The sequence below is a fragment of the Parabacteroides caeci genome, from assembly GCF_023656795.1.
Taxonomy (GTDB): Bacteria; Bacteroidota; Bacteroidia; order Bacteroidales; family Tannerellaceae; genus Parabacteroides; species Parabacteroides segnis.
In genome coordinates, this window is the sequence record NZ_JAMOKT010000022.1 from 56168 (window position 1) to 79223 (window position 23056).

The window sequence follows — 23056 nt, forward strand, 5'->3', positions numbered from 1 at the left end:
GTTATACCTTGACACCTTTGGAGTTGCTCTTTTTGCTGCTGCGGTAATTTTTCTTCTGCGCCGGGGTGGCCTCCTGCTGTCCCTGCTTGAGCGGCTCTTTCACACCTTTGACCGCTTCGACGGTCTTGCCCTCGGAATTGACGGCGACCTGGGTACGGCTTTCAACGGCGGGTTTGACCTCCGCCCCCTGCCGTTTCGCACGGTCGGGATTCCAGCGGAAGAAGTCCATCTTGTTACGCTCGAAGTTGGGCTTGACCCAGGCGTTGAACGGCTCACCCTGCCCGTCCTTGACCATGCCCTTGATGTAGAAAGCCTTGACATCCGCCCGCTTGGAGGGATCATTCACCGCTTCCGTCCACTGGTCATAAGCCTCTTTGGGCACGGAGGCTTTGAGGATTGTCCGGTGAATCGTGAGCGTGGGCTGTCGTTCGGAGGCCGTCGTTTCCTGCCGTCCGTTTTTCTCGGCGGCCTTCTGGCGGTAAATCTCCTTGTTCTCCTGGGCGTAGCGGTTGCGATCCAAACCGTCGTAGGTAAAGGAATAGTTACGTTCGGCCGCGTCGATTTGGATATAGGCATCCCGCTTATAACCCGCGCGGGTGGTATATCCTTCGAGCAACACCTTGCCGCCGCCGTAGAAATCCATCTGCTTGCCTTCCGAGAGGTCGGCCTCCTTGATGCGGGCACGTTTTTCGAGTAACGAAACGGGCATGGGTTCCAGCGTGTTCGTCCATTTGTCTATCGACACGTAGCAGGGCGTGAGCTTGCCCGGCTCCAGCTCCAGGTCGATCACTTTCCCGGCGTGGCGGGTGTTCATCAGGTTCGTTTTCGCCTCCTCGTCGAGCAGCACCCCGTGGAAGGGGGCGTCGAGGTCGGGCCGTTCCTGCCAGTAATGCGGCACGACGCGCAGCGAGCCGTCCGCCTGCTCTTCGAGCGACACGCGCCCTTTGGTGGAAACACGCATCCCGTTCTCCAGTTCGGGGTTCATCTCCACCAGCCCGTTGGATTTATGTCCGTAAGACATGGCTTTCAGGTGCGGCTCGATGTCCTCCATGCGGATACCTTTCTTCTCCATATCCGCCAGGTCTATCTTCGTGACGTCCAGCGGCTCGAACTGCCGCTGCTCCTGCGTCTGAAGCCGTTCGGAGGGGTCGATACGGTAATTTTCCAGAATCTCCGGGTCGAAGTCGATGCGGATAAGTTTGTTCAGGGCATTCTCCGTCATGACGAAGATACCCGTGTGGACGGGGTTCTGGGCCTGTTCCATGAACTTTTTGAAGAAGGCTTCGAGGGCTGAATCCTGCGTGTTCACGTTCAGCAGGCTCGCCACATTCTGATCCGTGGGGTCGGCGGTCTGGATATTGCCGTCCCGATCCACGCCGGTAACGGCTTGCAGTCGTCCGTCGTCGGCATTCTGAACGAGCATGACTTGTTTAGCGTCGTTCTTTACGTTTTCGTCCATAATTACGAGTGTTTTTAGTTAGCACCAATAGCGATGCGGGAACGAAAGTAAGGGGAACCGGCTGAACGTAAAAGAGTTGGAAAGGCTATGGAAGCATCGGGCACAGAAGTGGCCGCTTGTGGCGCAGGGCAGAGGAAATCGGAGAAACGGAGTGCCGGGAAGGACGGATTTGGCAGAGGGTATTTTCGTGGCTCCTCACCTTATTGTCAGGTAGTCGGGATCTATTGTTAAATGTCAATAAAGCGCATGGATAACCCGTGTTTTTTTATAAATTTGCGAAAACGGGTTTCAATATCCGACAAAACGTGAGGCATGGAAATATATACCCCAAAAACCAAGATCAAACTTTCTCCGGTGATAAGAAACGGGAGAGAATTTGTCGAAGTGACTTTCGGTAATGACAATGACATCCGCTTGTCGCTGTCGAAGGAAGAAAACGTACTGCTTGTCGGCGGCAGGGCTTATCTGCCGGCAGAAGATTTCGTGCTTGCCGAGTTCTTCGACCGCTATGTGAAAATGGCGTTTATAGACTATTCTGCCATCAAGGAAACCGCCCCCCGTAAAGAGGAAGACAAACGGCCGCCACTGCCGGAAGGCTATCTGGAAAAACTTCAGCAAGTGCGTTACAGTGACCATACCGTAAGGGTATATACCTCCTATTTCCGCGATTTCCAACAGCATTTCGAGGGGCGTAAGATTGAAACGGTTACCCCCGGCGAGATAAACGACTACCTGCTGTATCTCATCCACGAGAAAAACATATCCTCCTGCCAGCAAAACCAGCGTATCAACGCCATCAAGTTCTATTACGAGAAAGTTCTCGGTCAGGAACGGCGGTGTTACAAGGTGAACCGTGCCAAACGGGAGAAGACGCTGCCCGACGTGTTGAGCAAGGAGGAAATAAAGAAGATACTCGACGCGACGGTGACAGACCTGCGCTTCTTCTGCATGTTCTCCATACTCTATTCCGCAGGATTGCGCATCAGCGAACTGCTGGAACTGAAACCCGGCGACATCAACGAATCCCGCTCCCTGATACGGGTGCGGCAGGGTAAAGGAAAAAAAGACCGCTACACCCTGCTATCAAAACCGTTGATGAAAAAGCTGACGGAATATAACAGACTATACAAACCGAAAGTGTGGCTTTTTGAACACAGACCGGGCGAACCTTTCACCGAGAGCATCGTGTCGAAACGGCTGAAGGCAGCGGCCCGGGAAGCGGGAATCACGAAACGGATTTATCCGCACCTGCTGCGCCATTCGTTCGCCACCCACTTGCTGGAGCAAGGAACCGACATCAAGATTGTGAAAGAGCTTATGGGACATAACAACATCAAGACAACGGAAAGGTATGTCCACATAGCCGACACTTTCAAAAGCAATATCAAAAGCCCGTTGGACGATCTGTTGATGGAGGAAGACGAGGTCTGATACTTAAAGAAAATAACAGCCAAATCGGCTGATAGTATAACGTTCAAGACAATAAACAACTAATAATCAAATGATTAGATATTAAAATGGAGTAAAAAAGGATTTGTGTGCGAGCTATGAAAGAAGTGCTAAACGACATATATACAGACGGTTGCAAAGAAAAGAAGTACCGCTTGTCCGATTTCTTCAATCGGTGGTGGGACGAATACGCACAGCACCCGGCGGAGTACATCACCCCCGAACAGTACAAGGCGGTGAACGCTATCCGTGTATGTCGCACAACCACTTTGGGGATAGATACATACGTTTGTCCCGATTGTGGGGAAGTACGGGAAATCAGCCATAGTTGCAAACACCGTTTTTGCCCGTCATGCGGCTGGCGTGACACGCTGAAATGGGCGGCACGCATGAAAGAAAAGATGCTGCGGGTGCCACACCGCCATGTGGTGATGACCTTGCCGCATATCCTGCTGGACTTGGTGAAGCGCAACAGGAAAGAAATGCTGAATATACTGATGCGTACTTCGGCTGAAACGCTGAAAGACTGGATGATGCACAAGTTCGGCTTGAAAACCGGGGTAATTGCCGTACTACATACCTACGGGGAAACGAAACAGCTCCATGTACATACGCACATGATTATGTCATGGGGCGGCATAGATAACGACGGTAAGATAGTCATCCCCGAACATGACTACGTGCATATCCCCTCTATCTGTAAGGTATTCCGCTACAAGTTTGAACACGCCCTGATAGAGTTGTTCGATGCGGGCAGGCTGGAGCATGACTTCCGTGACCGCATGGAGTTTATGGGCTTCATCAAAAAAGTGGCAAACAAAAAGGACTGGATAGTGCATTTGGAACCACCCATACAGATGCCGGAACAGGTGATACAATATGTGGGCAGATATTCCAAACGGGCGTGCCTGAGTGAATACAAGATTACGGCAATGGACGGCGAAAACATTTCATTCCGTTACCGTGATTACAAAAACTCACCCGACAGGAGGAACCCGGTTGAAAAGGAACTGACGCTGCATTACCGGGAGTTCTTCCCCCGGCTGCTGCAACACGTTCCACTGCGCTATTTCCGCATCGTGAGGTACTACGGCTTCTATTCCAATAAAGGCAGCCTGCCGGAAGAATACTTCGGGCAGGATGAAAGCGAGATAGAGGAAGCCGAGTTGCAACAGGCAGAAAGCGGATATGAAAACCCGTATTTCTGCGAGCGTTGCGGACGGACGAGAGTTTACAGCCACACTACGGTAACGGGTGGCGGCATGACATACACGGTAATACTGGAGCATTGCGACATACACCGGAAAAAAGCGGCATGACAGCAACATGGGATAGCTATGTCCTGCCGTGAACAAGAACAGTGAAATCCCATGAAAAGAAAGAAAGGAGAACTGAAAAATGAATGAAATACGGATAAGAGCAGTAATGAAACGAACGGGGTGCGGGCATGAACTTCACACCTCTTTCTGCCGGAAACAGCAGTCAAAAATTGAAGTTCTATATAGTATGTAATAAAGGAAATAAAAATTGTCTCGAACATGAGGATGAACCGCCCTAAACGGTCGGCTATCCTCTAAACATTATTCGCAAAAACAAATGGAAGAAAAAAACTATATATCAAACTTTGATTGCTCGCTTTGGCAAATTGATGATTGGGGACTATATACAGCCAAATCTCCTATCTATATCAATTCTTTGGGCAGCGATTTTAATGTGTGGTTTGATGTGGACGGCGAGAGTTTTCCTACCGACAAACAGCTTGTTGCATGGGCGGGATTTTGCAATATTAATTCAAATGAAATAAAAGAAATGATGATTGACGGTCTTACAAAGTTAGTAGATAAAATGGATGTCTTGCCAAATGATGTAGAGCCGGAATTTGGTCCGATATATAGACCTATGGCGATTTCGAGAAATGCCAAACGCTCTATTGAAGCTGTAAGACATAGTAGAAAGACATTAGGTAAAGTGGCAAAATCCACCTTAAAATGCAATTCGGTTGTTGTACCGTTACAAGATAAAGCTCCAGTTAGATTTATTGTAATGAACTTTGAAATTGGTCGTCGCCCTTATGAAATGGAAGCTGTTTTTTGTAATGAAAAGATGCTTATGGTCGGTGAAAACTCTGGCATTTGGACTCGCCTTGAATGGATAAATGAGTTTAATGTTCCAATGTTTAATATTGGAACGGCATTACATCCATATTGGCGACCCGAATAATATGCGAATAACATGCACCTGTTCCGCCTAACGGCGGCAAGCTGCAAACCATTAACATCCCAATTAAAAGCATGAGAAAATGACTAATTATTTTGATGATAAACAATTATATCCACTATTGTTTCAGAATGACTTTTCAAAGATTCTGTCTTTCCTTGAAAAGTATGGGCTAAATAGCGTGGATAGAAATGGCAGGAGTTTTTTAATGAATTGCATAGCTGAAGGGAAAAATGATTTTGCTTATAAACTTATAGAATTAGGCGCAAATTTAAATCATCAAGATGCGAGTGGGGCATCCCCTTTATTTGCAGCAATTTGGGCATATAATATAGAAATGATAGTTTCTTTACTTGATAATCCAAGCGTTGATAAAAATATAACGGATAATCAAGGAAGAAATGCACTTCGGATAGCATTACAATATCATCCCGAAGATTGTGAATTAATGATAAGATTTATACGTGCTGGTGTAAACCCATTTTCATGCGACAACAATGGCGTATCATTTTATGATCTACTTCAAAAATACGCTTCGGGTAGTATAACTAAAGGAGGACGCAAGTTGAATGTGAAACCAATTATTATTGAAATAGAGAATGGGATGTTAACAAACAGCAAACCGACTGAATAAGCGGAACGCTGCCGGACATTACCAACTAAAGAAAATTAATAAATATGGTCAAGTACAAACTAACAGTAGATGAACCGTGGGGTTTCAATCATAATGGTAGTAATATTCTTCATGGTATAGTAATAAAGCAACTTTCTCCTACATTTCTTCTTTTCAAATCTGATAGTTTTTTAGATTTTAATGGACAAAAAAGTTGTATTCTAATTTTGAAACCCAGATATGAAAAAGAATATTTTGATTTAGAAACGAATGTTGATGTTATTGTCGGTGGTGCTTTGTGTTTAGAAAATAAATACGAAGAAAAAAATGAAGAATATTTAATATCACATAGCCAATATATGCTTATTGGGAGAATTGAAAAAATAAATGTTGGTAACAATCAACTTAACAGCTAAATGCAGTTAGCTGAAATACATTATCGACCTAAAAAGCAAAATGATTATTAAAATAAAGGACATAAATAATAATATAACTTTTGAGTTATTGATTGAATCTAATATTTTAATCAATGACTTGCATAAGTGTATAAGAAAAGTCCATAATCAATATTTAGGCAATAATGGTATTGATGTCATTAGAATAAATGGTTCACTACATATCTTGTTATACTTCGTATCACTTGATAAATATGTAGAAATGAATTATGGGAATAAGCCATTGAATTTTATTATTGATGAATACAATCATAATCAGTGGCGAAAAGAAACGTTTAATTTTCTTTCTTTTGAACATTTCAATTCAACTGAAGATTATGCAAAGGAACTCTATACCGGTTATGATTGCAGTTTTGTTGAAATGGGTAAAGATGGATGGTATGAAATATATGAATTATGCAATGTACCTAACGAAAAAGCAAGAGAATGGAAAATTGAATATTTAGAAAAGAAGGTCAATAACAAACAGCAAACCGACTGAATAAGTGGAACGCTGCCGAACATTATCCGCTTAGAAACTAATACAATATGAGCATGAAATATTATCCAAAAGGATGGCATACTTACAAGTTCTTGGTTACACCGCAAGAATTGAAAGACATTTTGCGAGGATTTCACATTGTGATATACAACCGTAGAGTACCTGCGGATTATATAGAAAGTAACTTTGCAAATTTTGTAAGGGATTACGAATCTTTTTACCGTTTACTAACGTCCGGTGAAAAAATCGAGCATATTGTAATCGACAATTTGCTCACGGGCTTTTCAAACAATCTAAGTAAGTGTGCGTATAAAGCCCCCTTTCAAGATTCAAATGATGGATTATGGTATAAAACAGAGGATTTCATAGAGCCTTGCGTCGGGTTCAATCTATTTGCCTTCTATCTTGATGAAGAACATAAGTTACAAACCAAATTCAGTTACATAAATTTTCCAGAGAATATAATGGGGGTTCAATTAGAGTACCCTAAGAAAATATATTCAATAGAGGAAAATAGAGAAATACTATGTAACGAATTGGAAAATTATAATGACGTGTACCAAGTGGTAGTAGAAAGGATAAAGCAATTATGTAGAAATCTGACGATTACAATAGGTGAAAATGTGTATAGAACTAAGGTGAAAATAAGTCCTACCGCACTAAAAGATATTGAAGGAAGTCATTTTATAAAAGTAAATAATTGTATTATTAAATAAAGCGCATAACAAGCGGATTAATCTCCCTAACAGTCGATTATCCGCCGAACATTAGCATCAAATAAAAAAGAATGAAAACAATAAAAGAATTGCTTGATGAAGTCATTGATTTAGAAGGTAAGGTTCAAATAAGCCAAGCTATCGACTTTCATAAGGGAGTGCCTACCCTTGAAAAAGGAGTTTATAGAAATGTCTCTCCTATGTTGAAAATCAGGTATGGGGCATTTGGTAAATGGATTAATGCGACACATGGAGATTGGCTTGATACAAAAGAAATGGAAAGTCCATGGAATGAAGATGAAAAGGATGAACGGTTGATAGGAATTGTTCGCGACATAAAAGCTTCAAAGGATTATTGGGAAGACCATGCTACTGGACTATTTGCGCCAAACAGAATTTCCATTTTTGCAGCAAGCGATAATGGCTATGAAATGATTTGCCTAATATGGTTTGACGGTACAGAAGAACCGGAATTATGGGTATATGATTGCAACGGTGAAAGTCGATATAAAGATTTAGCTGCTTATTTGCAAGCATATATTGATGATGATGTATCAGCTTCTGAAGTAAAGTGGAAATTAGCTGATATGTGATTCTTTTATTAGAAGTGATGCTAACATACACCTTAATCGCCCAAAATGGCGATTAGCTGCCGAACATTACCAACTAAAGAAAATTAATAAATATGGTCAAGTACAAACTAACAGTAGATGAACCGTGGGGTTTCAATCATAATGGTAGTAATATTCTTCATGGTATAGTAATAAAGCAACTTTCTCCTACATTTCTTCTTTTCAAATCTGATAGTTTTTTAGATTTTAATGGACAAAAAAGTTGTATTCTAATTTTGAAACCCAGATATGAAAAAGAATATTTTGATTTAGAAACGAATGTTGATGTTATTGTCGGTGGTGCTTTGTGTTTAGAAAATAAATACGAAGAAAAAAATGAAGAATATTTAATATCACATAGCCAATATATGCTTATTGGGAGAATTGAAAAAATAAATGTTGGTAACAATCAACTTAACAGCTAAATGCAGTTAGCTGAAATACATTATCGTTGTTTACATTAGAATCAAAGAAATGAGAACAATAGAAGATATGAAACTTGAATTATTGAGTGATGACTCAAACAGGTTTATACAAGCTCTAATAGATTATGACATAAATAGTAAAGATAAATATGGGAGTAATCTACTTCATTACTATATAATGAATTACAAGAGTATCGTACATCCCGCAGGTGTAATTATACCCGAATTTGTAAAAAAAGGGTTGGATATAAATGAAAAAAGGAAAGACGGACGCACTGCATTATATCTTTCTGTTCAATATCAGTTGAAAGGTATTTTTGAATTACTCCTGAATCATAATGCAGATATAGATATGCAAAATGCAAATGGTAATACTCCTTTATGGGAAGCTGTTATGCAATACAAGGGAGATGGCTTTTTTATCGAACACCTTTTGAAAAATGGAGCTAATCCCGATATAGAGAACAACAATGGAGTATCTCCTAAATCATTGGCAAGAACTATCGCAAATTATGATGTAAGAAGATTCTTTAACAACGATAACAAACAGCAAACCGACTGAACAAGTGGCACGCTGCCGGACATTACCCACGTAGTAAAGATATGTTTAGAACACAAATTGAAATATTTACTCCTCGCAGTTTTGGAAGAATTCCAAGACATCCCGAAGATGGTTACATGGCTGAAGATGTAACTGAATCCATAATTCATCAAATAAGCGAGGAAAAACTTATCAAGAGAGTTCAAATAAGCGATTATATTCCTAATACTGTTCTCGAAAAATTGAATCGCTTATTTATATTACGTCCTGATATTTCTTTTCGTGTATATGGAGGGGCTGACAAAAAATTTGGATATGGAGATGATTTCAATGGTTGGAATCTGGATTTCCTGCGATTTGTTCCTGATGTACAAAATATCGTAATAGGCGATTTTGAATATAAGAATACTGGCTTATCTATTCTTTCAAGTTTGTCAAATCTAAAATCATTGACATTAGATATTTATGATTTAAGGGGTTTTTCTTTTGTCAATACTTTGCCAAGCCAGTTGGAACATTTACATATAGATGCGGATTTGAAGAGTGGAAAGCCTGTGTTTGATTGCCAATGGCTTTTGCGCTTGAAAAATCTCCAATCCTTATTCCTTGGGAAATTAGATAAGAATCTTGAAGCTATCGTAGGTTTAAGTCAGTTGAGAAAGTTAGAATTAAGAGCTGTCAAAAATAAGGATTTGTCTTTCTTAAAACAAATGCTTATCAAGGACTTGTCTATTCTGTGGTGTGACAGTTCAAAAATAGACTTGACTGTTTTGAGTGATTTTAGAACTTTGCGCCAACTGAAACTTTTTAGAATATCCAAATTGGATGATATTTCATTCGTCAGTACACTCACAGGACTTGAAAAACTCGAATTGATTTGGTTAGCTAATATTACTAAGATACCCAACTTAGCCAATCTAAACAACTTAGCTGAAGTCTGTATTGATACGTTAAATAAGTTGGTTGATATTACAAGCCTTGTAAATGCTCCAAAATTGAGAAAAGTAAAGATGTTAAGCGTTAAAAGTATGACAAAAGAATCTGTATATGCAGTGTTGGATAATCTGAATGTGGAAGAATTACTCTGTTTTGGAGGAAAAGCAGAAATAAGCGATATACATATAAATCGAAAAAATAAAGAATAAATACGTGGGTAACAAGCGGATAAATCTCTCCGGAAAATTGATTATCCACCGGACATTAGTGATTATGAATCAAAAAAAGGAAATATTAGAAAAATTGGCTTTCATAAGACGCCATAAAGAATTTGCATCTTTTGGAGTAAAGGAACAAGAGGTATCTTATAATCCTTGTCTATCTGAAGAAGATATTAAGGAGTTTGAGCATAAACATTGTATAACTCTTCCTGATGATTACAGAACTTTTATTTCTGAAATAGGAAATGGAGGTTTCGGACCGGGATATGGATTATTGCCTCTTGATAAAGCTATTGTTGATTTCAAATTAAGAGACAAACCTAATATTTCCTTGAATGAAAAATTCCCATATCAAGATAGTTGGAATGAAGAATGGATAACCTCCTTTAATTGGAACGAGGGATACCCGGAAACGGAAATTGTCAATGCGTATATTAGTACCGCACATATTGCAGGCTGTCTGCAAATAAGTCATTTCGGACATGGATGTACATTTCTATTGGTGGTGAATGGAAATGAAAAAGGACATATTTGGTTTGATGGACGAGCTGATTATAGTGGACTTGTACCGAAATTGAAAGATGGGCAAAGAATATCATTTATAGAATGGTATGTAACCTTTCTTGATATGGAAATTGAGAACATAAATGAATCACTAACACACAGCACTACCGCTTAAAGCGGAACGCTGTCGGACATTATCTGCCCAATAATATGAACTAAAAAAAGTGATATGGAAACTAAAGCGGAAGTCCTAAAATACATGTTTACAAGAATACAAGAGATGCTTCCTGTAAATGTGGTCAAAGCAAAAAAGAATAAAGACTACTTTACTTACATAGTGGAAAACGATTGTAGTATTGAGTTTTACTTTCAAACAACCCAAGGTGGATATGCCGGTAAAAACACTTTTTGTATGGGTGTATCAGCTAAAATAAAGAATCCATATTTATGTAGTCTTGTATTAGAACCATTATGGATTATTTTTTCGGGAATAAGAGTGACAAGACTCCTAACGTTGAGAGATTCTTAAACGATTTGAAAAAGGATTTTTTTCCGTATATCATACCTTTTGTCAAACAATATACAAAAATTATAGATTTTTACTCAAATTCGGGTCATATTCAACATATATATGCAGATAAACAGTTTAGCTTAGGAGTAATCTGTTCTCTCTTGTGCAACCATGAAGAGTTCATTGAAGAAACTTTGGTTCCATTAGCCAAAGCAAGTGAAGGAGGTTGGATATTTAGAGAATTTTTTAAGTGCACAAACTACGTTACCGATATAGTTGAGCCGATTAAGAAATATGTCGCAGAGAATAATATCCATTTTGAACAATGAGAAGAATAGAATGGGCAGATAAAAGCGGATTAATTGCTCTCGAAATGGTCGGTTATCCACCAAACATTATCCGTCAAAATAAAAAATAAAATGGAACTTGAATTTAACAATAAATCAGAATCAATTACAGCTAAGGATATAGCTGATGTTGAGCGGAAAAACAAATTTATTTTCCCGCAGGAAATCAAATCGTTCCTTCTTGCCAATAACGGAGGTCAACCAAATAAAACGATATACACTCAAAATAGTCAGGATTATGTGGTGGATTTCTTTCTGCCCATAAAGTCCACAGAATTTGAAGACTTGACGTATTCGGCAACAATAACTGATTTGAGTGATATAATCCCGAATACTGTAATACCATTTGCTATAGATCCATTCGGCAATTATTTCGTTTTTGACAAAACTGAAGGTAAAATCTATTTCTTGGAAATGGAAGAAGTAGCTCTTTCCTTATTGGCGAGTGATTTTGAATCGTTTATTTCATCATTAAAAAAGGAATGAGACGGATAACAAGCGGATCAATCTCATTTAATGATGATTATCCACCAGACATTAGCAACCCTGTAAATACAAATTATATGTTCATTGAAAAATTAAATCAATATACAGAAGAACAGATTATCGGATTAAAGAATGAAGATAATAAGTTGCGATTGTTGATAGAAGAACAACCTGACATAGAGAAATTGAAACTTCTAAAAGAAGCTATAATCAATGAAACGACAGAAGTAACATTGGTAATGCGTTCAAATAACAACAATCTGATTGCTTTCTCCTATTTTGAATGTATAAGTGACAATATAATAGGAGTTGAATCGTATAATTACACCGAGAATATTCTGAAAACAATTGAAGGAATTTCAATATTCAGAAATTTGAGGAGTATAGTTATTGATGCACTATATGATAATAAACTCTGTATTGACGAACTTGTTTCATTGGAGAAACTGGAAGAACTCTGTATGAGTTTTTATCCTATAACGAAATATCAATATCCTACATTGAACAAGCTGAACAGACTGAAACGATTAAAAATAAAAGGGTTAGATTCGAACATGTTGTCCTGCTTACCAAACTTGGAAACATTAACTTGTTTTAATTTAAAGGATGGGACACATTTAGGTATTAAGGCACCAAATTTAAGAAGCATAGATATATACCGTTCTCCGAAAATATTGAATCTTAATTTTTTATTGGACTTGAAAGAACTAAGATCTATTGGTTTAGAGGGACTTAGCAATGTTGAAGAAATGCCGGATTTAAGCAGCCTTCATTCTTTAACCGGTATGTCTCTTGCCAATATGAAACGGTTACAAAGTTTTCCTTTATATCACGAGAATTTAAAAAACTTACTCTTGCAATTGCCTTTTGATGTATTGGATAATATAATTCCTGAAAATCTTCCTAACCTCAAGCATATAAGTGTAAATTTGGGAAGTGATAAAAAAAACGGAATGGTATTAGATAGATTCAAGGGTATTTGTGAAGTTGGTATATGGTAAAAAAACAAGATTGCTGACAAACAGATGAAACATTTAAAGCGGAACGCTGCAAAACATTATAACCAATCATATCATGATAACGCTATATAAACAAATTGAAACAAAAGGTCTATACTACAAGGAAATGTGGTATGAAAATGCCGATAAGGTTCTAATTGAGCATTCTGGAAAAGTTGGATATGTTGGAACTATTGCGAAAACAAGTATGACAGAGAAAGAAGCAGCTATACGTTTACAGGATTTTAGTAATGTATGTGCGAGTGAAGGATATACAAAGTTGTCCGAAAATCAATTATGTACGATAGTAGTTCAATATCTATTGAAAAGCAAGGATGGGAACAAACGGGATAAATGGTTAAAAGACAAAGTTTCAGAGTATCTAAAAGAACATTTGGGCTGGCGAGGTATAGGTGTAGTCGAAAGTTTTGCAATAGATAACGGCAAATTGAATATTTATTGTATAGTCGTGGAGGAAGAACGGGCTGTATCCGCAATCAAATCATGCCTTAAAACATATCGGCTGGATTTGACACATGCGATTATCGCCGCCCGAAACTGGGATGATGAAGGCTTTAGGGTGAAATACTCTTATAAGCCTATTAATGATTTTTCGGTGATATGATTGATTATAACAAACAGCAAACCGACTGAATAAGCGGAAGGTTGCCGAACATTACGACTCTTTTCCGTAACTTTGAAACCTCTAATGAATATGGTTATGAATAGAAACATACTCACCTTTTTAAATGAATATGCGGAAATACCCGATCCGCAATATGCCATCATGTTGCGAGGTGCTTGGGGATGCGGCAAAACGTTTTTCATCCGCCAATGGATGGAGCAACTGAAAAGCAACAGAGATGCGGACAAGTTAAAATGGCAGCCTATTTATGTCTCTTTATACGGTTTGACCACTACCCAGCAAATCACAGAACAAATCAACAAGGAAATATCCCCGTGGCTGTACAGCAAGGGAATGAAACTTGCCAAGAATATATTAAAAGCCGCCTCGAAAATCGCTTTGAAATATGACATCGACGGTGACGGCAAGGATGAAGGAAGTGTAACCTGTGACTTGGACTCCATTTTGTTGTTGAAAGAAGAAAATTCAGAAATAAAAGGAAACAAGATTCTGATTTTTGACGACCTTGAAAGATGTGATATAAAACTGGAAACCTTGTTGGGATACATCAATTACTTTTCGGAACATTGTAAATGCAAGGTCATCATCATTGGCGATGAGAACAAGATTTCCGAAAAAGAGGGCGAAAAATCTAATTTGAAATTCAAGGATTTCAAGGAAAAGACCATCGGGCGCACTTTCGAGATTAAAGTGAATATAGAGGAGACACTCGATTTTTTCATTGGCGAAATATCCGCCAACAACAGAAACCTCTTGTCTGAGAACAAAGAGCTTATCATCAAGATATTCCACGCCTCTAAATTCGATAATTTAAGAGTCCTTCGGCAATGTCTGAACGATTACCACAGGATAATCATGGCTTTGCCGGAACATTATCATGAATCTCCCAAATACAAACTTATCATAACATCACTATTGGCAAATTTTGTCGCCGTTTACTGCGAGTATAAGGGTGGAAATACCGAAATTGCGAGCCTGTTCAACAGCCTGTACAATATGTTCCCAGATAAAGAGAAAAATGAGGAGCGTGAAAAAATCCTTTCCAAATACCATTTTATAGAGATAGGCAAGCGGTTGGATATTTTCAGTGATTTTATCGTCAATGAAATTGTCTGCTATCTGGAAAGCGGGTATTTTGACACAACCTATTTGCAGCAATACTTTGCAGCCGAAGACGCAAGTTTGAATAGTTGGGACTATCTGTATGATTATTGGAGACTGGATAACGAAGAATACGAGAAACATTACGAGGAAACGGTACGGTATTACTTTGCGGATAAAAGCGTTGATCTAAAAGAATTGTTTGTCATTATATCTATACTATCGGTTTTATATAGCGACAACCTTGTTCACGTATCCGAGGAAGACATCATTGCCCAAGGCAAGCACTCCATAGACAGGCTGATGGAAGGTATCAACGACATGGAGGGTTTGTTGAATTGTAGCTCAAAGGTACATGCGGGTACAAGAAGGAATCATTCTAATATTGGTTCAGATCGAATTTTGAATGTACTGGTTGCGTATTTTCAAAAACTATTCGAGCAAAGATTTGAGAAATGTCCTAATAAAGTGTCTGCCATGCTGGAAAATCTGACGGATGAAACTTGCGAACGCCTGAATCTGGCATTGAATGATGCAATCCCGGTCAAACAGCGTCTTTATAGGGATACTTCAATATTCCAAGAGGCTGATGCGGACAAGGTTTCAAAAAGTATTTTGGGATTGTCTAACGAATCACGCAACACCTTTCTGCATTTTTTGCAGTCTCGTTATAAATATACCTCCTATGGCACTGAAATAGAATACTTGAACGAATGCTGCCAATCGGATCTGCCCCAACTAAAATTAATCAATGAGAAATTAAAGACAGAAGCGGCAAACAGAAGATTGATAGAAAAGTATTCCATTGGGAAAATTACAGACCTGATAGATGAAATTACCGCAAAAGTGAAATAGCTATTCCCGTTCATCCTCGAAAGCGATGGTCTGACAAGGGATATGCCGATGATGAATTTCATTCCGTGTGACGGCACGGACGGACGTGTTCCGTTTGTCCTTCCGCCCCGATGTCCGGCTTCGGCCATGCAGCCTGCCGGAATGGTCGGAAACGGACGCCGGGACGGGACAGCCCGTGCGCCAAGGTGCAAGCGCAAGAAAGTGAAAACCCTTTCACCCACGTTAGGGATTGCAGGGGAAAGCCCACAGCATAGCGAGGACTTGCAACGGAAAGCCCGACCCGAAGGGGAACGCCCAAACAACCATCCGCAAAAACTGCTTTTAAGCATACCTTGAAAAAAGGAAGACCGAATATTCCGAAGTTTCGTCCTTATGATATATATTTGTAATTGAACGGAAAAAATAGCTGCATATCAAGGCTTGAAGCGAAGATTACAGCGAAAAAGCAAATCACTACCTATTTTTGAAAAGAATTGCATTTATGGAAAAATACAAAGTAGATTATAGTGAGTTTTCTTATTTTAAAGGCATAACGATAGATTTTGATTCTTTAGAAGAAGGTCTTGATTATGCCCAAAGACATAATATCAAAGATGTTTTAGTCCGCTCTGAAAAGAATGATATAAAAAGAGTTGTAAACTTTGATTTTCTAAATGGGCGGGATTTTATACAAACATTTCATTGGATCGTTTCTCTTTCTAAAAGGTCGAACATTACTGGATTATATCATCTTTCAAAACTGAAAGATTTCCGTTGGGGAGTAGATAATAATTTTGACTTGGATTTATCTCTTTTTCCAGTATTAGAGAAAGTCAATATCAGTTATGATGCAAAAATCAGTGGTTGGGAAATGCTGCATCAATTAAATTGGCTTCAGCTAAGCAAAGTTAGGACAGACAACCTTTCATTTTTAGAAAAGACCATTAGTTTACAGTATTTGCGTATTATCGGAGGTTCATTTACTTCGATCGAAGGTTTGGAAAAGTGTGTCAATCTAAAAACTCTTTTTCTACAAAGGTGTACGGCTCTCACAAACCTAAAACCAACAATCGCAAGTTTGTATAATTTAGAGAGATTGAATTTAGAAGCATGCCGAAAAGTCAGTGTAGAAGAACTCAAAGGCATTGCTGTCAGATATATATCAGTAATTTGAAAAACATTGGGAGCAAAAATGAAAATACCCATCACAATCCTGCTTTTAGCAAGCCTGTTTGCCGCAAGTTGCGGAGAGCCGCCCATGCCGCCGAGCGACGAGGAAATGATACGCCACTTCGCCACGCACGAGGCGGCGTTCCGTAAGGTGTACGAAATCATGGCAGAGAGTTCAGAAGGTAGTTTTCACTACCCGCCGCTTTCTCCGGAAGAGGTTATTATACTTGATTCAATGGAGCAAAGCGATACATCCCATGAAACGAATGATGAACAAGACATCCCGGTATATGGACTGTTGAAGCCGGAGCGAATCCTACTCGACTCCCTGTTATCAGAGATTGGATGCGGTTTTATCCTTGTTGATCGCAGGGAATGGGGAACGGCAGATTCGGTATATGTGAGCCTCGTTATGCCGTACTACTCCCACGGCATCGTGGATGCCGGAACGTCCAAGAGTTTCGTTTACGATCCCGGATTGAGAAGCCGTCGGAATATCCGTATCACCGAACATGGCGACCTGAACGAGATCTACCGCAGGACGTACAACGACACCACGCTTTACAAGCCCATCAAGGGAAACTGGTACATCGAGTTAGACCATTCGATATAACGGCCCGGAGTCCGTATCAAAGTATGTATCACTTTTTGTCAAGAAGATACATCATAAAGCAGATAATGGCCATCGCAAGGAAAAATAACAGAACCGCAAGGAGTTCGTTAAACCTGCACTTGGCATAGTGAGACATCACTGCTTTGCCTCGCCATTTGTAAATCCTGCTGACGAGCGACATAACGGCAAATGTGACAATGCTAAAAACGACACATGGCAACAATGCCGACACACCTGGAAAAAGCCGGATAGTAACAGTCATCATAGGGAATATCAAAAGAGCGAAGATATAAATCGAGAGCATCATTTCGCCATCGACCCTGCCTGTTCGTCTTGCCTGCTTCCATTTCTCCCCCATCCACCAGAGGTAATCCCAGAGATAAAACCGTTGCTTATTCTCCTGCCGTTTCATCATGCCCAATGTATAAATCCGAGGTGGAACATCAGCGCTACATTTGCCACGATCAGGGCGATAGCGATAAGAACTATTTTGGCGAGCTTCCTGCCGGGATGTTTCATCTTCCCGTAATGTTCACGGAGCGCTTCACGCCGTCCGGCTGTATAGCGTAGCTTGCAGAATAAATCGGGAAGAAAGCAGAGAGGAATCACTATGGCCAAACCAATCATCCAGCCGAAAAGGCGCAATATCGGCGGAAACCCAAGCGGTATGAGTAGGACGAAGAGCCAGCACCAAAACAGTAGCATACGTCCGTTGAGATTGGTACGCTCCCTTTCGTGCCATATCTCGGCTACATACCACATATAGTCGATGAAGCAGATCCGGTATTTGCGATTGTCCTTTTCCATACCGTTATCTCCATACAAAGAAACCAACCAATATAAGTATAATCAGAACGCTGACCAACACAATCTGAACCCTGCGGCGTGTTTCAGGCTTGCAATCGTCAAATAACCACAGTTTGCTGTTAAACTGCCAATGACACGCCCATTTCCAACGGAACAGCAACCCTGCAAGCCATAGGGCAAGCAACCCGACACCAAACAGCAACCCGTATTTCGGGTGAGCCTGCAACCACTCGAAAAACGCTTCCGCCTTGCTGTTCATTGCTTCGTATATATCGGTAACTGTCATACTTATAATTAAAAGGATTCCGAACACAAAAATAATGTTTTCCGTTCACATAATCACTACTTTATGCTCCAAAACACCGGCTGTACGGTTATAAAACCAGGAAACAGCCCCGGTTAAGGTCACGGAGGTTGTTTGCGGGGGTGTTTGTGTTCATTTAGTTCTGTTCCGGCAGGAGCTTGCAAAGCACCGGGTCGTTCTTGATACGTTCCAGTTCCTCGGCGACGATGCGGCCGGCCTCTGCCTTGATACGTTCGTAGTTTTCCTGCACGACCTGTTTCATGTGATCCGTCCCGTTCTCGTCCGTGAAATCGGTAATTTGTGGTATCTTCTTGTACCGGGCCGTTTCCGCTTTCACTTTTTCGTTGTCCACGACAATCTCGCAGTGGAAAATCTTCTGCTCGATACGTTCGTCGAAATTGTCCGCCACGGCCCCGACGAACATTCCCTGCGTGAGCGTCGAGATCTTCGAGGCCGGGATCAGGCTGTCCAGCTGCGTGGATATGGATGTCGATTTGTCGCTGCGGCTCAACGTCATGCTCTGCCGCTTCTGCAATACCTTACCGAACCGTTCCGAGAGTGTCTTGGCCGTTTCACCTACGACCTGCCCGGAGAAGATGTTGCCCACCGTGTTCATCACGACGGCGGCCTCCTTGTCCCCGTAGTCCCTCTTCAACTGTGAAAAATCCTGGAAGCACAGCAGCACGGCGACCTTGTTGCTTCTGGCCGTGGCGATCAGGTTGTCGAGTCCCTTGAAGTAGATTGTCGGCAACTCGTCGATGATGATGCCCGATTTGAGCTGGCCTTTCTTATTTATGAGCTTGACAATCCGGGAATTATACAATCCCAAAGCCGCTCCGTAAATGTTTTGCCTGTCGGGATTGTTCCCCACGCAGAGTATCTTGGGATCGTCCGGGTTGTTGATGTCGAGCGTGAAATCGTCGCCCGACATGACCCAATATAGCTGGGGCGAAATCATGCGGGAAAGCGGAATTTTGGCCGATGCTATCTGGCCATAGGCTAAGCACCCAGCGCCTTGCCATTTGTTACAATGGTAGGTTTCCAAGCACTCGCCTCCGAACCGTGCATACAGGTCTCCCCGTACACGGCTCTCCACCTTATCATTCAGTCTAACTTTCCCGAATGTATTTTGTGATGACATACTGAACATACTGCTAATGTTTTACGGTTACGAGAAATCATTTTTATTTCCCAATCACTTTTACCTTTCAAGTCTTTGAGTTTGCGAACATGGTGCATTTCAAGATTATCGGTTGCACCGCAGTTTTCACATACACGTGCATTTAGTCTTGTAATTAATCCATTTCTGCCACCCGTTATAGCGACTGTGTTAGGTAATCTGTCATCCAAAGTACGGTTCGGTAATTCCTTGCGTTTGAAACCTTTGTCATAAAACTCATGTCTGACCTCATACCCTTTCTTGTTTGTGTATGGTATGGAGAATACACCGTTTTTCTTGTACTTCGCAATAATCTTCTTTTTGGAAGTAGTGTATTTTGCGGCGTATGTCTTGTACATACTATACTCCATAATGTTGTAGAAAGAGTCAATAACGGGGCTGTTGTTTGCTATCGAGTAATAGTTGTAGAACCCCATGATTTCAGAGTTATATTGACTTATAATCTCCAAATCATCAAGACATCTCATATATGAACGACCTTTTGGCTTCCAAACTTCTTTCCCGTTCTGCTCGGTAATTTTAACAGCATCATATTCAAGAAGTTTCTTTCGCATTATTTCGGTAGTCACATATAGTACTATCTTGTGGTCTAACGGCCTTGTCAAATGACCGTTCTTATCTCTGCGTGTATCATTGGATTTTCGTACAAAGACATCATAACCAAGAAATTTAGCGTGTTTTCTTGCATTGGTAATCAGAGTTTTCTCGTCAGATAGTTCCAGTTTCAATTTATCAGCCATAAATTGCTTTATGTCCTCTTTGATTTGGATACAATCTTGCTTGCTACCGATTACTCCAATTAGAAAATCATCTGCATATCTTATGTATTTCAGTCGTTTGATACTGTCATCCATTTCATCACCGGCAGGATATTTCAGTCGTTCTTTGACTGTTTCTCTAATTCTTGCAAACAATTGTTTACGTTTCGTTTCATCAACAGTGTTTCGTAGTTTTTCAACTAACTTGGCTTTACGATGTCCGAGTTGTTTTGCAATCGGATTATCCTTGCGTCTTTTCCCCTTGTTGAATTTTGTGATATACTCCTTGATATACTTATCGAATTTGTCAAGGTATATGTTCGCCAATATAGGGCTTATAATACCACCTTGCGGAGTACCACTGTATGATTTGTGGAATACCCAATCTTCAACATATCCCGCATTCAGGAATTTTCTGATAAGTCTGATAAACCTGTTATCGGAAATCCTTTCTGAAAGAATGGCTATCAATACTTCATGGTCTATGTTATCGAAGAATCCTTTAATGTCTCCCTCGATAAACCACTTTGTGCCATTGAACGACTTTTGAATGCTTGAAAGTGCAGTTTGAGGACTTCGTTGCGGTCTGAAACCATGTGAAGTGTTTTCAAAACTGCCCTCGTAGACAGCTTCCAAAATCATTCTGATAACCTCTTGCAGAAGTTTATCCATAAATGACGGAATACCCAGCGGTCTCATCTTTCCGTTTTTCTTCGGAATGTAAACTCGCTGTGAGGGTTTAGGCTGATACGTCTCGTTTTTGAGCGTATCAATCAACTGCTCAATATGGGATATACTGAAGCCGTCAACGGTTTTTCCGTCAACTCCCTTTGTCATATTGCCTTGTTTGGCATATATGCGTTGGTAGGCTATGTAGTACATCTCTTCATTAAACAGTATCCGATACAAACGTTCGAACTTGTATTCCAAGTCGGAACTATGTTGTGTTAGACTGTTTAATATTTTTTCTGGATTTCTTTTCATGTCTCTCACATTTTCCAAAATTAACATTAAACGATAATGGCTGCTTCCCTTCGCCATGTACAAGGTTTTCCCTTGCTCGGACTACTACGGAAGCTCTGTTGCCATATGGGTTGCCCCACTTAGGCAATCCCCATTTAGACATATAATAACTATTTGGCTTGATAGATTGTCGGATACGACTTTCGTCCTTTACTATTTATGTAGTTGCTCTGTGACAAGTTCTTTTGCCCAATCGACCTGCAAGGAGAAGTTGGGTGCCACAGCATAACGTCTGTAACTGTCTTCCGTTAAGGCTTAACCATCGAGCCGCTCGGACTATCGTTCAACCAGTATAGGCTTTATCCTCATATCTATCGTTTCACCTCGCCACTCGGTCAAGACTTGACAGTTAGTCCACTCGTGGCTTTGCCGACATGCTACACTCCCCATCGTCTTTCGTTGAATGGATAAGTCGGCTGGTGATAGGTTATTATTTCAAAGAACACGAACCTAATAGCTTGCCAAAGCTATATTTATTATATGCCCTTATGGGCGCACCTGGAGCTGGTCTTGAGCGCCTCCGAGCCAGGCATCCATAAAGGGGCTGAGGTAGTTTTCGAGTTCCGGGTAGGATGTCAGAATCGGGAAAATATCCTCGTACCGCTTGTTCAGGAACTCGATGGCGTGCGGGAAGGTACAATACCGCCCGTTGTCGTAGATGCGCAGGAACCAGATCACGGCCGCAAAAAGGATAATGGGGCTTTCCACAAAAAAATCGCCCTGCTTCTGCACCCAGCTTCGGTTCAGGTTGAGCATGATGGTATAGGCGCTCTCGTAGGCGTCCGAAATATCGGTCATGAAGTCCGGGTGAATGGGGTTACAGCGGTGCGAGCGGCGCGGGTCGTCGAAATTTATGACGTAGAAAGTCGGGATTTTCTTGTAACCTTTCTGGTGATTCAGCAGGTGGTTGTAAGCGATTTCCGAAAGATCGGGAAACTTGTAGTCATAGATGTATTGGGTATAGCCCTTTTCGATTTGCTGTTTAATGAACTGGTTTACAACACAATAACTCTTCCCGCTGCCCGGGCTTCCCATGCAGATGCAAGCCCTTTGCGGGTTTACGACATTGGCGAACCCGTTGTTCCACTGTTTGTTATAGTAAAATTTCGTCGGCAGATTTATGGAGTACTCGTTCTCGATCAGGCGTGTTTCCTGCTGGAATGATTCGTTCTCGTTGTTGAAAGGGTCATCCATGAGATTGTTCTTCAGCAGGCGGGACATCCACACGCCGCCCATCAAGAGGCAGATATACCCGGCCGATAGGGTCAGTATGTAGAAAGCCGCGTTCGCCATCGCCGTCAGCGGCAAGTCCAGCAGCCACCAGTTGAAGAAGAACAGCACGCCTCCCGTGGCCAGCGATGCCGTGATTTTCCGCCAGGTAATTTTCTCCTCTTTTACTCCTTTTGTCCCGAGGCATGAAAGGGCGAGGAACACGACGGCGAAAAGTTTCGTCCATAGTATATTCCGGAACAGCCCCGCGGTGCGGTCGAAGTTCAGCAGAATCCTATCGACCACGCCGATATTGATTCCCCATTCCCGTATCTGCCCGTAACAGAACCAGTAGATGTTGATAACCACGAACAAGATACTCAATGCCCGCATGAAATCCATTGTTTTTGCAAGACCCCGAAGGTCGTCTTCCTGTTGCAT

At 41.1% G+C, this 23056-nt stretch carries 26 protein-coding genes and 2 pseudogenes; 21 read left to right on the forward strand and 7 right to left on the reverse strand.

What is annotated here, in order from left to right:
* Position 1: 1 nt before the first annotated feature.
* Complete coding sequence (locus NBH15_RS12755) at positions 2–1459, reverse strand: DUF3945 domain-containing protein (protein WP_008620099.1); 1458 nt, start codon at positions 1457–1459, stop codon at positions 2–4.
* A 312-nt stretch (positions 1460–1771) separates the two neighbouring features.
* On the opposite strand from NBH15_RS12755, the gene NBH15_RS12760 reads away from it, so the two are divergent.
* The 21 genes from NBH15_RS12760 (at position 1772) to NBH15_RS12860 (ending at position 17334) form a co-directional block, all read left to right on the forward strand.
* Complete coding sequence (locus NBH15_RS12760; RefSeq protein WP_007565622.1) at positions 1772–2890, forward strand: tyrosine-type recombinase/integrase; 1119 nt, start codon at positions 1772–1774, stop codon at positions 2888–2890.
* Between the two features lie 116 nt (positions 2891–3006).
* Complete coding sequence (locus NBH15_RS12765; protein WP_008620106.1) at positions 3007–4227, forward strand: IS91 family transposase; 1221 nt, start codon at positions 3007–3009, stop codon at positions 4225–4227.
* 277 nt (positions 4228–4504) lie between these two features.
* Positions 4505–5128 (forward strand): hypothetical protein, encoded by a 624-nt coding sequence (locus NBH15_RS12770; RefSeq protein WP_009132149.1) that lies wholly within the window; start codon positions 4505–4507, stop codon positions 5126–5128.
* A 79-nt stretch (positions 5129–5207) separates the two neighbouring features.
* Positions 5208–5759 carry an ankyrin repeat domain-containing protein gene (locus NBH15_RS12775; protein ID WP_117508533.1) on the forward strand — a complete coding sequence of 184 codons (552 nt, stop codon included), beginning with the start codon at positions 5208–5210 and terminating at the stop codon, positions 5757–5759.
* Between the two features lie 44 nt (positions 5760–5803).
* On the forward strand, positions 5804–6154 hold the full coding sequence (locus NBH15_RS12780) for a hypothetical protein (protein ID WP_048317449.1): 351 nt from the start codon (positions 5804–5806) through the stop codon (positions 6152–6154).
* 40 nt (positions 6155–6194) lie between these two features.
* Positions 6195–6674, forward strand: a complete 480-nt coding sequence (locus NBH15_RS12785) for a hypothetical protein (RefSeq protein WP_122331681.1) — start codon at positions 6195–6197, stop codon at positions 6672–6674.
* Between the two features lie 47 nt (positions 6675–6721).
* Positions 6722–7390, forward strand: a complete 669-nt coding sequence (locus tag NBH15_RS12790) for a hypothetical protein (protein WP_151248421.1) — start codon at positions 6722–6724, stop codon at positions 7388–7390.
* Positions 7391–7461: 71 nt separating this feature from the next.
* Positions 7462–7983, forward strand: coding sequence for a hypothetical protein (locus NBH15_RS12795; protein ID WP_048317453.1), 522 nt, complete (start codon positions 7462–7464; stop codon positions 7981–7983).
* Positions 7984–8075: 92 nt separating this feature from the next.
* A complete protein-coding gene (locus NBH15_RS12800; protein ID WP_048317449.1) occupies positions 8076–8426 on the forward strand; it encodes a hypothetical protein in 351 nt (116 codons plus the stop codon).
* A 49-nt stretch (positions 8427–8475) separates the two neighbouring features.
* Positions 8476–8988, forward strand: a complete 513-nt coding sequence (locus NBH15_RS12805) for an ankyrin repeat domain-containing protein (protein ID WP_007558978.1) — start codon at positions 8476–8478, stop codon at positions 8986–8988.
* A gap of 41 nt (positions 8989–9029) precedes the next feature.
* Positions 9030–10112: a leucine-rich repeat domain-containing protein gene (locus NBH15_RS12810; RefSeq protein ID WP_115649216.1), complete on the forward strand. Its 1083-nt coding sequence runs from the start codon at positions 9030–9032 to the stop codon at positions 10110–10112.
* A 64-nt stretch (positions 10113–10176) separates the two neighbouring features.
* A complete protein-coding gene (locus tag NBH15_RS12815) occupies positions 10177–10803 on the forward strand; it encodes an SMI1/KNR4 family protein (RefSeq protein ID WP_122332407.1) in 627 nt (208 codons plus the stop codon).
* Between the two features lie 54 nt (positions 10804–10857).
* Positions 10858–11157 (forward strand): hypothetical protein, encoded by a 300-nt coding sequence (locus NBH15_RS12820; protein ID WP_250822795.1) that lies wholly within the window; start codon positions 10858–10860, stop codon positions 11155–11157.
* 5 nt (positions 11158–11162) lie between these two features.
* Entirely contained in the window at positions 11163–11468 is a 306-nt protein-coding gene (locus NBH15_RS12825; protein ID WP_250822796.1) for a hypothetical protein, read from the forward strand.
* A 90-nt stretch (positions 11469–11558) separates the two neighbouring features.
* Positions 11559–11972, forward strand: coding sequence for an SMI1/KNR4 family protein (locus NBH15_RS12830; protein WP_117971479.1), 414 nt, complete (start codon positions 11559–11561; stop codon positions 11970–11972).
* A complete protein-coding gene (locus NBH15_RS12835) occupies positions 11969–12973 on the forward strand; it encodes a hypothetical protein (protein WP_117971482.1) in 1005 nt (334 codons plus the stop codon). The genes NBH15_RS12830 and NBH15_RS12835 overlap by 4 nt, the downstream gene beginning before the upstream one ends.
* A gap of 73 nt (positions 12974–13046) precedes the next feature.
* Positions 13047–13595, forward strand: a complete 549-nt coding sequence (locus NBH15_RS12840; protein ID WP_009041193.1) for a hypothetical protein — start codon at positions 13047–13049, stop codon at positions 13593–13595.
* A gap of 96 nt (positions 13596–13691) precedes the next feature.
* Positions 13692–15572: a P-loop NTPase fold protein gene (locus NBH15_RS12845; RefSeq protein ID WP_122332412.1), complete on the forward strand. Its 1881-nt coding sequence runs from the start codon at positions 13692–13694 to the stop codon at positions 15570–15572.
* Positions 15573–15620: 48 nt separating this feature from the next.
* A complete protein-coding gene (locus tag NBH15_RS12850; protein WP_229128764.1) occupies positions 15621–15908 on the forward strand; it encodes a hypothetical protein in 288 nt (95 codons plus the stop codon).
* A 145-nt stretch (positions 15909–16053) separates the two neighbouring features.
* On the forward strand, positions 16054–16725 hold the full coding sequence (locus NBH15_RS12855; protein WP_117899965.1) for a leucine-rich repeat domain-containing protein: 672 nt from the start codon (positions 16054–16056) through the stop codon (positions 16723–16725).
* 18 nt (positions 16726–16743) lie between these two features.
* Complete coding sequence (locus NBH15_RS12860) at positions 16744–17334, forward strand: DUF4948 family protein (RefSeq protein ID WP_250822797.1); 591 nt, start codon at positions 16744–16746, stop codon at positions 17332–17334.
* Between the two features lie 28 nt (positions 17335–17362).
* Here NBH15_RS12860 and NBH15_RS12865 read toward each other — a convergent pair whose 3' ends face one another.
* From NBH15_RS12865 to NBH15_RS12890, 6 genes and pseudogenes are all read right to left on the reverse strand, one after another.
* Positions 17363–17749: a hypothetical protein gene (locus tag NBH15_RS12865; protein ID WP_004319173.1), complete on the reverse strand. Its 387-nt coding sequence runs from the start codon at positions 17747–17749 to the stop codon at positions 17363–17365.
* Positions 17746–18141, reverse strand: coding sequence for a hypothetical protein (locus NBH15_RS12870; protein WP_004295258.1), 396 nt, complete (start codon positions 18139–18141; stop codon positions 17746–17748). The genes NBH15_RS12865 and NBH15_RS12870 overlap by 4 nt, the downstream gene beginning before the upstream one ends.
* Before the next feature lie 4 nt (positions 18142–18145).
* Complete coding sequence (locus tag NBH15_RS12875; RefSeq protein WP_004295465.1) at positions 18146–18427, reverse strand: Imm17 family immunity protein; 282 nt, start codon at positions 18425–18427, stop codon at positions 18146–18148.
* Between the two features lie 154 nt (positions 18428–18581).
* A pseudogene (locus NBH15_RS12880) lies at positions 18582–19442 on the reverse strand (TraM recognition domain-containing protein); the annotation flags it as partial.
* A 107-nt stretch (positions 19443–19549) separates the two neighbouring features.
* On the reverse strand, positions 19550–21367 hold the full coding sequence (locus NBH15_RS12885) for a reverse transcriptase domain-containing protein (RefSeq protein ID WP_250822799.1): 1818 nt from the start codon (positions 21365–21367) through the stop codon (positions 19550–19552).
* 540 nt (positions 21368–21907) lie between these two features.
* Positions 21908–23056: pseudogene (locus NBH15_RS12890) on the reverse strand (YWFCY domain-containing protein); the annotation flags it as partial.

Bases quoted from the DNA above. Each gene is read 5' to 3' on its own strand.
- NBH15_RS12755 (WP_008620099.1), bottom strand. From the start codon at position 1,459: ATGGACGAAAACGTAAAGAACGACGCTAAACAAGTCATGCTCGTTCAG.
- NBH15_RS12760 (WP_007565622.1), top strand. From the start codon at position 1,772: ATGGAAATATATACCCCAAAAACCAAGATCAAACTTTCTCCGGTGATA.
- NBH15_RS12765 (WP_008620106.1), top strand. From the start codon at position 3,007: ATGAAAGAAGTGCTAAACGACATATATACAGACGGTTGCAAAGAAAAG.
- NBH15_RS12770 (WP_009132149.1), top strand. From the start codon at position 4,505: ATGGAAGAAAAAAACTATATATCAAACTTTGATTGCTCGCTTTGGCAA.
- NBH15_RS12775 (WP_117508533.1), top strand. From the start codon at position 5,208: ATGACTAATTATTTTGATGATAAACAATTATATCCACTATTGTTTCAG.
- NBH15_RS12780 (WP_048317449.1), top strand. From the start codon at position 5,804: ATGGTCAAGTACAAACTAACAGTAGATGAACCGTGGGGTTTCAATCAT.
- NBH15_RS12785 (WP_122331681.1), top strand. From the start codon at position 6,195: ATGATTATTAAAATAAAGGACATAAATAATAATATAACTTTTGAGTTA.
- NBH15_RS12790 (WP_151248421.1), top strand. From the start codon at position 6,722: ATGAGCATGAAATATTATCCAAAAGGATGGCATACTTACAAGTTCTTG.
- NBH15_RS12795 (WP_048317453.1), top strand. From the start codon at position 7,462: ATGAAAACAATAAAAGAATTGCTTGATGAAGTCATTGATTTAGAAGGT.
- NBH15_RS12800 (WP_048317449.1), top strand. From the start codon at position 8,076: ATGGTCAAGTACAAACTAACAGTAGATGAACCGTGGGGTTTCAATCAT.
- NBH15_RS12805 (WP_007558978.1), top strand. From the start codon at position 8,476: ATGAGAACAATAGAAGATATGAAACTTGAATTATTGAGTGATGACTCA.
- NBH15_RS12810 (WP_115649216.1), top strand. From the start codon at position 9,030: ATGTTTAGAACACAAATTGAAATATTTACTCCTCGCAGTTTTGGAAGA.
- NBH15_RS12815 (WP_122332407.1), top strand. From the start codon at position 10,177: ATGAATCAAAAAAAGGAAATATTAGAAAAATTGGCTTTCATAAGACGC.
- NBH15_RS12820 (WP_250822795.1), top strand. From the start codon at position 10,858: ATGGAAACTAAAGCGGAAGTCCTAAAATACATGTTTACAAGAATACAA.
- NBH15_RS12830 (WP_117971479.1), top strand. From the start codon at position 11,559: ATGGAACTTGAATTTAACAATAAATCAGAATCAATTACAGCTAAGGAT.
- NBH15_RS12835 (WP_117971482.1), top strand. From the start codon at position 11,969: ATGAGACGGATAACAAGCGGATCAATCTCATTTAATGATGATTATCCA.
- NBH15_RS12840 (WP_009041193.1), top strand. From the start codon at position 13,047: ATGATAACGCTATATAAACAAATTGAAACAAAAGGTCTATACTACAAG.
- NBH15_RS12845 (WP_122332412.1), top strand. From the start codon at position 13,692: ATGAATAGAAACATACTCACCTTTTTAAATGAATATGCGGAAATACCC.
- NBH15_RS12850 (WP_229128764.1), top strand. From the start codon at position 15,621: ATGATGAATTTCATTCCGTGTGACGGCACGGACGGACGTGTTCCGTTT.
- NBH15_RS12855 (WP_117899965.1), top strand. From the start codon at position 16,054: ATGGAAAAATACAAAGTAGATTATAGTGAGTTTTCTTATTTTAAAGGC.
- NBH15_RS12860 (WP_250822797.1), top strand. From the start codon at position 16,744: ATGAAAATACCCATCACAATCCTGCTTTTAGCAAGCCTGTTTGCCGCA.
- NBH15_RS12865 (WP_004319173.1), bottom strand. From the start codon at position 17,749: ATGATGAAACGGCAGGAGAATAAGCAACGGTTTTATCTCTGGGATTAC.
- NBH15_RS12870 (WP_004295258.1), bottom strand. From the start codon at position 18,141: ATGGAAAAGGACAATCGCAAATACCGGATCTGCTTCATCGACTATATG.
- NBH15_RS12875 (WP_004295465.1), bottom strand. From the start codon at position 18,427: ATGACAGTTACCGATATATACGAAGCAATGAACAGCAAGGCGGAAGCG.
- NBH15_RS12885 (WP_250822799.1), bottom strand. From the start codon at position 21,367: ATGAAAAGAAATCCAGAAAAAATATTAAACAGTCTAACACAACATAGT.